General features: G+C 32.1%; 10 protein-coding genes and 1 pseudogene. 10 read left to right on the top strand and 1 reads right to left on the bottom strand.

Annotated elements, in window-relative coordinates:
* Positions 1-73 precede the first annotated feature (73 nt).
* The 9 genes and pseudogenes from IGI43_RS05515 to IGI43_RS05475 all read left to right on the top strand — a co-directional run bounded on the left by IGI43_RS05515 (position 74) and on the right by IGI43_RS05475 (position 8,567).
* Complete coding sequence (locus IGI43_RS05515; RefSeq protein ID WP_438756821.1) at positions 74-1,066, top strand: LacI family DNA-binding transcriptional regulator; 993 nt, start codon at positions 74-76, stop codon at positions 1,064-1,066.
* Positions 1,067-1,180: 114 nt separating this feature from the next.
* Complete coding sequence (locus IGI43_RS05510) at positions 1,181-2,617, top strand: PTS transporter subunit EIIC (protein ID WP_438756820.1); 1,437 nt, start codon at positions 1,181-1,183, stop codon at positions 2,615-2,617.
* Positions 2,618-2,643: 26 nt separating this feature from the next.
* Entirely contained in the window at positions 2,644-4,092 is a 1,449-nt protein-coding gene (locus IGI43_RS05505; protein WP_438756819.1) for a glycoside hydrolase family 32 protein, read from the top strand.
* A gap of 751 nt (positions 4,093-4,843) precedes the next feature.
* A pseudogene (locus IGI43_RS05500) lies at positions 4,844-4,963 on the top strand (IS6 family transposase); the annotation flags it as partial.
* A 180-nt stretch (positions 4,964-5,143) separates the two neighbouring features.
* Positions 5,144-5,833 carry a hypothetical protein gene (locus IGI43_RS05495; protein WP_438756818.1) on the top strand — a complete coding sequence of 230 codons (690 nt, stop codon included), beginning with the start codon at positions 5,144-5,146 and terminating at the stop codon, positions 5,831-5,833.
* Between the two features lie 138 nt (positions 5,834-5,971).
* Complete coding sequence (locus IGI43_RS05490) at positions 5,972-6,490, top strand: RNA polymerase sigma factor (RefSeq protein WP_438756817.1); 519 nt, start codon at positions 5,972-5,974, stop codon at positions 6,488-6,490.
* Positions 6,483-7,556, top strand: coding sequence for a hypothetical protein (locus IGI43_RS05485; RefSeq protein WP_438756816.1), 1,074 nt, complete (start codon positions 6,483-6,485; stop codon positions 7,554-7,556). The genes IGI43_RS05490 and IGI43_RS05485 overlap by 8 nt, the downstream gene beginning before the upstream one ends.
* Before the next feature lie 74 nt (positions 7,557-7,630).
* Positions 7,631-7,921 (top strand): hypothetical protein, encoded by a 291-nt coding sequence (locus IGI43_RS05480; protein WP_438756815.1) that lies wholly within the window; start codon positions 7,631-7,633, stop codon positions 7,919-7,921.
* A gap of 370 nt (positions 7,922-8,291) precedes the next feature.
* The gene (locus tag IGI43_RS05475) at positions 8,292-8,567 is read left to right on the top strand and encodes an MmcQ/YjbR family DNA-binding protein (RefSeq protein WP_438756814.1); all 276 of its coding nucleotides are present in this window, start codon (positions 8,292-8,294) and stop codon (positions 8,565-8,567) included.
* A 387-nt stretch (positions 8,568-8,954) separates the two neighbouring features.
* Here the strand turns inward: IGI43_RS05475 and IGI43_RS05470 are convergent, their stop codons facing one another.
* Positions 8,955-10,952, bottom strand: coding sequence for a MucBP domain-containing protein (locus IGI43_RS05470; protein WP_438756813.1), 1,998 nt, complete (start codon positions 10,950-10,952; stop codon positions 8,955-8,957).
* 962 nt (positions 10,953-11,914) lie between these two features.
* Here IGI43_RS05470 and IGI43_RS05465 point away from each other — a divergent pair.
* Positions 11,915-13,030 carry a tyrosine-type recombinase/integrase gene (locus IGI43_RS05465; RefSeq protein WP_438756812.1) on the top strand — a complete coding sequence of 372 codons (1,116 nt, stop codon included), beginning with the start codon at positions 11,915-11,917 and terminating at the stop codon, positions 13,028-13,030.
* Positions 13,031-13,257: the final 227 nt, after the last annotated feature.

Here is a 13,257-nt window from a genome sequence, read left to right as displayed (position 1 = left end):
TTTAACAAAAATAAGAACAGAACAAGCGAAAACAAATAAAAAAAGAGCCTATTATTAAATGAGGTGAAAGTAAATGGCCAATATGAATGACGTTGCAAAAAAGGCAAACGTTTCTAGAGGAACAGTTTCTAATTATATCAATCATGTAAAAATTAATCCTAAATTAGCTGCTAGAGTAGAAAGAGCAATCAAAGAGTTGAATTATATACCAAATCAAGCAGCTAGATCATTAAAAAAACAAGAAAGTGATATCATTGCATTTATATTACCGACGATATGGACGCCATTTTTCTCTGAATTAGCCTATTATATCCAATTAGAGCTGCAACGTCATAATTTAAAAATGTTATTGTGTAATTCTCAAAATGATTATAATTTAGAATTAGACTACATAAAGATGGCGCAAGAACAAAAAGTCAAAGGAATTTTAACTATTTCATATAGTGATATAGAACCCTATCTTATTTCAAAAATCCCAATTGTTTCAATTGAACGTTATTTCAATAGTACGATTCCGTTTATAACCAGTGATAATTTTGGCGGCGCCAGACAAGCAGCAGAAGAATTGCACAAACGAGGTTCAAACCGTTTGCTGTTGATTCTTAGAGAATTACCAAATAATTTGGGTATTTTTGAACGAATGAATGGCTTTATTGATTATTGTACTCATAATGGATTGGAATATGAAGTGTATTTAGACAAAGGCAACTCAATCGATTTTCCTAAAAGAATCGACATATTTTTAACTGAAAAATTTTCGCAAGATTGCCCTTTTGATGGAATCTTTACTGTAACGGATCGATATGCAGAATTTGTTTTTAATACATTTACGCACTTACCTTGGTCTATTCCAGAAGATGTGCAATTAATCGGTTTTGATGGCGCTAGAAGTTTTTCGAATCAGTCCTTGACTATTTCAACAATGACACAAGATGTGCATGAAATCGCTCGTTTAGGTGTAAAAGAGTTGGTGCAATTTGATGCTACATTAGCTACACAAAAGAAAAATATATTGCCAGTAACCTTTACGGCATTTAATACGACTAGAAAATTGGATGAAAAATAAATCCAATTTTTTTTGTGAAAGCCCTTGCTATTTTGGAACGTTCCAAGTATTATATTATTTAGATATGGAACGTTCCAAAAAAGTTTTTCTAAAACGATTAAGGAGATGAAAATTTTGGATTATAAAAAAATTGCTGAGGAAGTCTTAGAAGCTATCGGGGGGAAAGACAATATAGCAAGTGCTGCTCATTGTGTCACTCGTTTACGCTTAGTATTGAAGGATAGTAATCATTATAATAAAGAAACATTGGAAAATATCGAAGGCGTTAAAGGGGTATTTTTTAATAGTGGCCAATTACAAATTATTTTTGGCACAGGAACGGTGGAAAAGGTTTTTGCTGCATTTCAAAAAGTTTCAGGTATAAAGGAAGCCTCACTGCAAGATGTAAAAGCTTCAGGAACGAAGCAACAAAATAAATTACAACAAGCATTTAAAGTATTTTCTGATATATTTATCCCAATCATTCCAGCTTTTGTTGGAGCAGCGATGATCCTAGGGTTAAAATCATTATTAACGACACAATTTGGCTTTTTAGGCGGTTCAATGGCAGAGGAATGGCTTTGGGCGCAAGATTTGGCTAGTTTCCTAGGCGTTATTGCCACAACATTTGCGTATCTGCCTGTTTTAGTCATGTATTCTGCAACGAAACGATTTGGTGGAAACCCGATCTTAGGCTTAGTATTAGGTTTTGTGATGATCACCCCAGATTTGATGAACCGCAATGATTTTGTTTTGGGTAATTATGAGACGTTGTCTTCTTGGCATGTATTTGGTTTATCTATCCCTCAAGTCGGCTTCCAAGGCGGCGTATTTCCAGCAATTTTAACTGCATGGTTCTTATCCAAAACAGAAGCATTTGCGAAGAAAAAAACACCCCAAGCATTAAGTTTTATCTTAGTACCAACAGTCACGATTTTATTCTCTGCTCTTGCTTTATTTTTAGTATTTGGCCCTATCGGAAATGCGATCGGTACAGGATTAGGCTGGATCATTGATATTTTATATAACAAAACAGGATTTGTAGGTGCCTTTGTTTTTGCGGCATTGCTTCAACCTCTTGTTGTAACTGGAACACAACATGCGATTCAGGCAATAGAAGCACAATTAGTTGTAGCCACAGGATTTAATTATATTCAACCATTATGGTCCGTTTCGATCATCGCACAAGGTGGTGCAGCATTAGGGATGTTTTTCCTGGCTAAGAAAAATTCAAAACGTCGCGAAACTGCGATGTCTAGCTTTGTACCGACACTATTTGGTATTTCAGAACCAGCAATTTTTGCAGTAAATTTACGTGACTCGATTATTCCTTTTCTTGCTGCTTCCTTTTCAGCAGGAATCGGTGGTGCGTTTATGAAAATATTTGATGTAAAAGCAACAAGTTTTGCCTTAACAGGCTTACCAGGATTGACGATCGTATATCCACCTAGATTAATATTTTATATCATCGGAAACGTATTAGCCTTTATTTTGCCGATTATTATTTTAATCGTATGGAATCGTGTTAAAGGTGTAAAAGGAGCAGAAATCGGTAAAGGTAGTACCTTATAAAAAGAAGGGACGTCTGAAAACAATTGATGAATAAAAAAGTTGAAAAATATACGTATTATACGGCGGAATGGCAAGGACATTTAAGTGAATTAGAAGAAAAGATAAAAAAAAGCAACTATCTCCCAAAGTATCATCTATATCCTAAAACGGGCTTGATGAACGATCCTAATGGTTTGAGCTACTTTAATGGAAAATATCATGTGTTTTACCAATGGTTTCCATTTGATTCTTTTCATGGGATGAAACATTGGGGACATGCAACTTCTGAAGATTTAGTTAAATTCAAAGATGAAGGTTTTGCGCTTATTCCAAATGAAGAATATGAAAAAAATGGTTCTTATTCTGGTAATGCTTTGGAATACAATGACGAACTCTATTTATTTTATACAGCAAACTATAAAACAGATACAAGCAAACTAGCAAAGCAAGCTTTGGCAATCATGGATAAAAAAGGAACTATTACTAAATATCAAAAGAATCCAATCATCACTGGTGCACCAGAAGGATTTAGCCAAGAATTAAGAGATCCTTTTGTGTTTGAACGTAACGGCTCTTTTTACATGTTGCTTGGCGGAGGGCGTTTTCTTGATACAGAAAGATCAGGATTCGGCGATATTGGTGAACTGCTTTTATATAAGAGCGCTAATTTATTTGATTGGACTTATCAAGGAACGATTGATTTACCAATTGAAAAAGGCTATATGTTAGAATGCCCGAGCCTTGTAACGATTGATGGAAAAGATGTCTTATTTTTATCACCAATGGGGTATGAAAAAGAAAGATATCGTTACCAAAATCGTTTTGCTTCCATTTATTTAGTAGGACAACTAGATGTTGAAACACGAACGTTTGTAATGGATCACATGGATGAATTGGATGCTGGTTTTGATTATTATGCACCACAATCATTTTACGGGAAAAACCAATTACCATTAACCTTTGGTTGGTTTGGCTGTGGGGAGCAAGTATATCCAATCGATGACGAAGGGTGGAAACATGGACTGACGACTGCGCAAGAAATGAGATTAGTAGATGGAAAATTAGTCCGTTTTCCATCACAAGAACTACAAGAATATTTCACCGAAAAACAAACCATAAAAGCAGAAAAACTGACTTTAGAACAACCGTATTATCATCTTCAATTTGAATTGAACAAAGGACAAGATTCGACTATCTGTTTTGGTACAAACGATGATTTTTGGCAATTGAATTTAGATGAAAAAAAACAGACAGTCACGATTGATCGTGGCCATTTGACTAAAAAAATCGATCATGATTATGGAATGAAACGAACTTGTGAAATAGCTGAATTAGCAAATAATATCATAGTTGATCTATTCGTTGATAATAGTTTTATCGAAGTGTATTTAAATAAAGGAGAACGTGTTTTTAGTTTCAGAGTCTTTTTAAAATCAGAACAAACAACTATTTCATTCTCGAAAGAAACTGAAATAACATGGGCATATTTTGAATAATGTAGCTCTTTAAACTCATCTTTATCAATTAATGCTGGGAAAGAAAATTCAAATAATTAAAACAATTATTATGATACCTAGAGGAAATATACTCTAGGTTTTTCTATATTATTAGATTGGGCAAAAATCAGGTAGAAACAATTATTGCGCTACGTAGAGATCAGCAGAAAGAGGATTGAAGAGTAAAATATTCTGAAGAGGATACTTCTTTTATCCAGGTAACAGTAACCTTTTTGGAAAATCAGTTAGATAGAAATATTTACGGATTCGGGTACTGTATTAAAGGGAGAATAGTTAGTGTTTGCTACTTACAATTAATAGACAATTTACCTCAAGTTAATGACATTACTGGAGTGGTTGTTTATATATGTAATGTTTACACAGTACCAGAATTTAGAAAAAGAGGTTATCAAACGTTAGTCTTTGTAGACAGTCTCAAATTTGCAAAAATCTCAAAACATAAAACTTTACGAATTAAGTATAGACAATCCAATAGCAATTAAAATATATAGATCTTTTCGTTTTAAACCTAACAGGAATGCAGTGTGTATTAAGTAGCAATATGACAGTTTTTGTGATAGGTAAGGAAAGTTTTGAATATGTTACTATCAGATAAACTTAAAGAATTTTACTTTACTGAAATTGAATATAATGCGAAGTATTTTTTACCGATTAGTAATTGAAGCAAAACAAATGAAGTCAATCGTTAGTATTCATTCGATTTTGAATGAAGATCAATAAACTACTTATTACGACGATAAAAGGCATGGAAACAATTCGAGAAATATATAAGAAAGATCGAAAAGAAGGAACTCTCTTCGGCTTTTCAGTATGCATAGAAATTAAGGTGTTGCTGAGAATTTCTGCTTAAGTAATTGTATTTTTAAGAATAATTTCTTCATTTTTAACCTGTGCAAAAGAATCTACTAAATACATATATTTGATAAAATTTATCTTTTAAATCGAAATACATTATAATATATTATTAATAACGAGCATAAGGATCGATATTAATACATGTGTTTGCAAAAAAAATAAAGGGGAAAAAATAATGAAAAAATTATTAACAAAAACACTGTTACTTAGCACTGTTGGGTGTATGGGATTAATTTTGGGTACACGTACTTCTGAAGCAGCTTCATTTGAAAGTATGAAAAAGAATGTTGAAGAGGGAAATGGATTAATTTATAACCCAGAGTTAGACGGAATAATGGCCCAAGAGGGTTCACTTGAAGTAATTGAAGCAATTGAAGAAGAAAGACAAGACTTAAATATTGAAGAACCTACTCAAAAAATGTATGATGAAGCCTTTAGTTCAGTAAAAAATGTAGAAGTAATAGAAACCACTGAAAAAACTTTGCCTTCAATCATGCCATTTGCTGCCGCGGCACCTAGAGATAATCAAACTGCATGGATTCCATATAATTCAGCAGAATTTTCTGGATCAGGTTGGAGATACAGCGGATCTCAATTTAAGTTTAAAAATTACAATGTAAATCCGATGTTTGGTGTAAGAGCTAAAAAAGACTCTTTCTATTTTTATACTGTGATACCGGGCAATAATAGCTTTTTACGTAGAAATGTAGTTGATGCTAATAGAGACTGGGTATATTTTCCTTCAAAAAGTGGATCAGCAAAATTACAAGGGTATTTTGCAACATACAATCCTGTCAAAGGTAGTCGATACTATAATACTAATCATGTTCGTTTTCATTACATGAAAAGTGATTTAAATTATTAATAGGAAAGACCAGAATATTTCACAATGTATATTCTGGTCTTTTTGCTGATAAACAAAGTACATATAAAATAAAAAAATATTTTCAATGAAACTTTTAAGGAAGATTTACAGTCTTATATTATGAGGGGAGGAATATTCGTGCAAAAAAATGTAGATGTACACTTAGTTAAAAAAGCTAAAAAAGGGAACTCTCAAGCTTTTCTTGAACTATGCATTGCGTATCAAGATATTTTATATAACTCAGCATATAAAATACTTTTGAATGACGAGGATGTGGCTGACTGTATGCAAGAAACAGAAATTCGTGCATGGCAGAAAATAACTAAATTAAAAAAGGAAGAAGCATTTAATTCTTGGATTTTCCAAATAATGACTAATATTGCAAAAGATATTTTAAAAAAAAGAACAGCAAATGCAGAATCTGAAGAAAGGTATATGTCTGATAAAATAGAGACGTATAATACTTTTGATATAGACCAAGAGTTGAACAGGCTGGAAGAAAACTACAGAATTCCACTTATACTATATTATTATGCCGGATTTAGTATCAAAGAAATATCCGAACAATTGAAAATATCTGTAAATACTGTAAAGACGAGACTAGCAAGAGGAAAACTGAAATTGAAAATTTTATTGGAGGAATCAAACGATGGATAAAAAGATAATCGATAAAATTAAAAATGAAAGAAAAATTCCAGATGAAATACTAATTAAGCTAGAATCTAGCAGAGAAGATATTCTGAATAAAAAGATTAAGCAAGAGAAAAACTTTAAAGTACTTTCTAAAAACAGTGTGATTGCAGTGTTAGTTGCTGCTATAGCAATTTTAATAATAATAACCAAAACGCCAATAGGAATAGCACTAGAGGATGCATTGGGGATTGGGAGAGATTCTGGAGTGGAGACAGTAGAGAAAAATGCGATACCAACTAAACTTAATTTAACAAGTACTCAAAATAATCGAGAGATAAAGTTGACTAAATTTGTTTCTACAAAGAAAAAATTTGCTTTTGATTATCAATTTAAGGTTGATGATGAAAAGTTAAAAATGTTACTAAAAAAGAACATAGCAGCTAAATCAGATCACCAAGACATTCAACTTGGACTCTTTGTTAAGGGAAGTACCAAAGATTTATTTCAAGGTGTACATTCCTATTCAACATTTAGATTCGAAGGAGATATTTTTTATGGATCGGTGATATCGACTTTTGATACAGAAAGTATTCCTGAAAACGCAGAGCTAAATCTTCATATCTATAGATTAGCTTGGATGGATCGCGACGAGTATGAAGCAGCGAAATCTAGGGCGTTAGCTGATTCCGATAATCCTATCCCATTTAGTGTGGCCCCCTCTTTGGAATATACTGGAGATTGGAGTTTTGATATTGATTATCTACCACTAAATCAAACAGCTGACACAAAGGTTCTTGCTTCAAATAATGTTACAAATATTGTATCTAAAAGTGATGCACTACAGACAACAATCACATTTAATGCTCCAATAGAGTATCCGAATTCCCCAGAGATTACAGTGTATAAAAATGGAGTAGAGATTTCTAATTCTAATATTAATTTCAAGCAATTAGATCAGGAAAAGCTAGAGATCGAACTGGATTTAAGTGCTTTGGATAAGATATCAACTTATAAAGTTAAGATTGATGAATCAGATATATACGGAACGATAGTCAAAGAAGTTGGCTATTTTGAGGTTCAAAACAAATAAATAATTGAGTATATTAAAAAGATCATATTTTAAATGGAACGGGTGAACTGAGGCACCCTAATCTCTAAAGAGAAATGACGGAAGAGGAAAACTTTGAAGATGACCCAAATGCCCCCATTCAGATAAACCGAGCAATGACAGAAGAAGTGAATGAGTATATTCATTATGTAGAGAAATATCAAGAAGAAAACAATATTTCTGAAGTACCTTATGAAGTGTATGATTATGTTCAATATATTGCTGAAGAATTAGATAAGGATAAATCATTAGAAATAACAGATGAGCTTCGCGTAAAAGCAGAAAAGTTTGTCAATAGGCAACATAAAAAAGAAAAAAATCAAAATAGCCGCTTTGAGAGTCCGTAAATAAGAATTGTAGCAGTTTTTTTGGAAACAGTTATGATTATTCAACGGTTTAGTTAATTTATATCCAAATGATAATGAAAGCTTTTTTGTATTAATCTTCCCCTGATTAAATAGTAAGATAAAAATATATAGTGAAACCACAATAGAGTATAGGTAATTGAACAATTTTAGAGCGCTGTTATGACAACAATAACTTGCACTGCCCAATTCTTGGATAAATAAAATTTTTTATAGGTTTATATCTTTTTGTATCTAACGCAGAATTTCTATTACTACATTGAAGTTGCAAGAATCATTTTCCTAGATCATGACTTATTTCAATATAATATCTATCTTCTTCTAGTAATAGACAGTAAATATACCTTTTATCATGCTCAATAAAATATTCAGATATAAACGAAACAAAAAATGGTTTGGAATTATAATGACCATTTCTAAGAATAAACTCTATGGCAATGAAGATACGAAAATTGATAGTATTGATTTAAAAATAAATTCAGAGTTAGGTGAGATATTTAGAAATAAAAAAGGATATCACCGAGCTTATCATATGAATAAAGAACATTGGATCACAATAGATCTTTCTGCTATCGATAATTTTGGTCAAGTAGCTGAACTGATCGATGATAGTTTTAAGTTAAGTTGATCCCATAAAAAGTCTAACTTTTTAAGAATCACTACAATCTTTTTGATGATTTTCAGCCTTCTAATTTTTTGTTTTTTTGTACTTAGATCCCAACCTCTAAATGATTGATAAAATGGCTGTTTAATGACTGCTACTCATTAGTTGACTCAAACTAAGATAAATTGAAATGAGCTGTTAGCTCAAAAAGTGGCTTGTTATTATTCCGATTATGTTCAACATAACAACATGATAAACTCAAATAAGTGTATGACAAAAGTAAACTTCACTTTTGTCACACACTAAATGCGAATAAATGGTGAAAACAGAAGCTGCATCTTTATAACTTCCTTCTTATTTTTAAGGTTTAAATACGCCTGTCCCAGTCTCTATTTGTATGTGATGTAATTTTTATCTATTTGATTTTCTCTTATAAAAATACAAAACGGAGAATAATGCTAACCCAGTCACTCCTGCTATATTCAAATAAAAGGTTGTTTTTTCACCTGTATCTGGTAGTTGACGTTTATTATAGTTATGTTGAACAGATGAGTTACTTGAATTTCCAGATGATTTATTTTTAGTTGAAAAATGATTATTAGGCGTTTTTGTAGATTCCTCGATTAAAACTTTCGTATACACATAAGAAACAGTCTGTGTTTCATCGCTAAAAGTTCCATTAGCATTTGTTGGAGTCTCAGTTAATGTCCAACCTGGAATATCCTTAGCAGCAGTTTCATAAGGCAACCCTACTTTGCCAGTCAAGGTTTCGCTTGAAGCTAACGTATGCCCCTCAGTATCAAGATACTGAACAGTTACAGGAGTTGCTTCTACTCGATCATACACATAAGAAACAGTCTGTGCTTCATCGCTAAAAGTTCCATTAGCATTTGTTGGAGTCTCAGTTAATGTCCAACCTGGAATATCCTTAGCAACAGTTTCATAAGGCAATCCTACTTTGCCAGTCAAGGTTTCGCTTGAAGCTAACGTATGCCCCTCAGTATCAAGATACTGAACAGTTACAGGAGTTGCTTCTACTCGATCATACACATAGGAAACAGTCTGTGCTTCATCGCTAAAAATTCCATTAGCGTTTGCTGGAGTCTCAGTTAATGTCCAACCTGGAATATCCTTAGCAGCAGTTTCATAAGGCAATCCTACTTTGCCAGTCAAGGTTTCGCTTGAAACTAACGTATGCCCCTCAGTATCAAGATACTGAACAGTAATAGGAGTTGCTTCTACTCGATCATACACATAAGAAACAGTCTGTGCTTCATCGCTAAAAATTCCATTAGCATTTGTTGGAGTCTCAGTTAATGTCCAACCTGGAATATCCTTAGCAGCAGTTTCATAAGGCAATCCTACTTTGCCAGTCAAGGTGTCACTTGGAACTAGCTCTCTCCCAGCAGTATCCGTATAATCAACATGAACAGGTGATCCTTCTCTTCGTTCATATACATACGTCACAAGCTGATCTTCATCTAAAAACTTACCTGTTGCATTTTTAGGTACGGATATTAATTTATAATTTGGAATATCTAATTCAGAAGTAGTATATTCCTGTCCCAACTCTCCATAAAATATCTTAGGATCTATGAGATTACTACCAAATTCATCTACATAAGCCGCTGTGACCATACGATAACTATCAAATGAGACTGTGCCATTTAAACGATCATCTTCAAAAAATTGTGCGAATTCATTTATTCCTGAGTGTGTATTGCCCCAAGCAATCGTAGCTGTATTTTTTATTTCAACTCGTTGTGAAGACACCATGCTAGAAAATACGACTTTGATTCCTTTCAATTGCGCAACATCGTTAGGAGGTACGCTGTCAAAATTTATTTTATCTACAGAATATTCAATAGTATATGTAGTATTTGAAGGAGCGATTACTTCAGGTAAAGACTTTAGAACTATAGCATCTGAAAACAAAATTGTTTCAGAAAAATTTGTACTTGAACCTGAATTTTGAGAGATTATTTTAGAAAATACAATTGGATCAAGACTGTCTTTTTTGATAGTAATGTTAGGATTGAAAAACATATTTTCTCCATTTATAACAAACCATCTCCCCGTATTGCCCCCCAGTTTGCGACTAGATTTATCTATCTCCTCTAAAGGATTATGTTCACTTTGTGAATCATTTTTCTCTGATGAAGACGAATCATCACTAATATTTTCTTTTGAGGATTGGTCATTTTTTAAAACATACGGATCATTTGTCTCTTCACTAGTTTCAATTCTTTCTATATCGTTAGAATTTTCAGTGGAAGTCGTTGTTTCTAGGGTAGATTGAGTAGATACTTGAATCATTTTATCTTCTTGATCAGCGTCTCTTGCTATGACTTCTATGCTATTACTTAGTAGCAAAAAACTGATTAGGATAATAGTAGATAATTTTTGCATTAATTTCAGCCTTTCTAATTAAGATTATACTTAATATATCACAAAATATATTAAATAAAATGATTTTTATGAAAAAACAATTCTTACAAAAACATATAATGAGAAAAAATATGTATAAAAATTTAATTATATGTACATTAATTATCATTTTAAAGAAGTAATTGAATAGAATCGTATTAGATAAAAAAGAACGAATAAAGAACTGGAAAAGCCCATCATCTAATTTAATTACTTTTATAAAACTTATACACTTATTTAAATATCATAACAATTGAGTTGATGGCTTTATGGTTTTGCATCTCTTGACAGATTTGGTTAATGTTATCTAAATTTTCGTTTATTCATTTAAGCTGATCAAAATGAAGTAGAAATGGCAATAGGCTAGCAAGAGATTGATTGCAATAATCACAAAAGTGATAAAAATTTTTAGAAATGTAACTTTTTTGAGATCCTATAGAAATGCGAAGCAGTATTAGATATTATTTTCTATCAATGAAGACGATCTACTTACTGCATGTCTAAAAGTAATTTATTTGGCATCAAAATTCATTTAAGTAATAATATAAAAAGACAAAATGAATTTATTCTTGTCTTTTTTTCTGGATTGTTTACTATAAAAAATATGTAATAAAAAATAGAAAAACACCCTTTCTTCTAATAAGTGGGTGTTTTTCTATTTTCACAATAATAAGACGAGTATTTAAGGAAATTGTCGCATGAACGGTCATAGATAAACGATTTATATAATTTTTTTTTAAGTATTATTATAAGTGTCTTGGAATGTTTAATACCAAGTAAACAAAAGAAAAAATCCGTATTTATGTAGTAATTATAATCAATATAAATTATAAATACAAGGTTATTATTTATCATTTTTTTGAATTTTTTCTAAAAAAAATGATAAAAACAGCTTTTTATATATGTGCCGTCAAATAAGCCGTCAAAAAGAAAGGAAGAGTCATATGTCTAGAAGAGGCGAAAATATTTATAAGAGAAAAGATAATCGTTGGGAGGGACGTTATAAAAAAGGGCGTAAAAGTAATGGTCAATTAAAGTATGGATATATCTATGGAAAAACCTATGGTGAAGTGAAAGAACGGTTATATGTGTTCAAAGTAAAGTATCAAACCCTTATTCAACTTCAAGGAGAATGCGCCCTTACGTATGAAGAGTGGGGAAGAATATGGTTGAAACAACAACAATTTACTACTAAACCATCCACCTATAGCGCCTATTTATACAAATTAACTCGCTATGTCTTTCCTATTATAGGAACAACGGCTCTTAACCAAATAACGAAGCAAACGATTCAAACCGTTATTGATACGTGGCAAGAACAACTGTTACAACCGAGTACGATTCAAGTATTGTATCAGATCATGAAAAAATCATTGAAAGATGCACATGAGCAACAACAGATTCTTACACTGCCTTGCCAACAAATCCGATTACCAAAGAAAAAGAAACCTACAGTGAAGGCATTATCTACTTTGGAACAACAACAATTAGAAAAAAAGGCCAAAGCGTTACCTCCATACAAGGGACTTCCCGTCTTGTTGGCATTGGACGCAGGTCTACGAATAGGGGAAATTTCTGCTCTACGTTGGGAAGATATTGATCTAAACAATCGAATGATTTATGTGAAAAAAACCTACCAACGATTACCAATTGCTGGTTCCAAAACAAAAACACAACTTGTCTTAGACAGTTCAAAGACAGATCAATCAATACGCGTAGTTCCAATGACGTTTAGCCTTTATAAGTATCTTAAAAAATGGAAAAAGAAAGCACCAGGAACCTTTGTTTGTTCAAATAAGATAACACCTAGCGAACCTCGTTTATTGACCTATTATTTTCATAGAATTCGAAAAATGTGTGGTATTCCCTCTACTCATTTTCATCATTTACGCCATACATTTGCGACACGTTGTATTGAAGCAAATGGTGATATTGCATCTGTTAGTAAACTATTAGGCCATGCGTCAACACAAACAACACTAGATGTATATACCGATTCGTTAGTAGAAAGTCGTCAACGAGTGATTCAACAAATGGAAGAAAAAAAGGAGAAGATATAATAAAACACTTGTTTTTATAATAGTTAAAGCTACTTCTTTCTTTTAAAAAAACCAAATGAAAGCGCTATCTTTTCGTGACTGTTGATATAAAAAAATCTTAAATTTCCGTCTATTTATTTAAGAAAAATATTTAACTTAATTTTTTTGCGCCGTCATTCATCGTCACATACCCAGTAATAAGATTGATTTATTAGGATTTCTAAGATAGAACTTGGTATTAAACATTC

This window comes from Enterococcus sp. AZ126 (assembly GCF_051714545.1).
GTDB lineage: Bacteria > Bacillota > Bacilli > Lactobacillales > Enterococcaceae > Enterococcus_L.
Note: the sequence above shows the minus strand (reverse complement) of the source record. Positions and strands in the feature narration are given on the sequence as shown.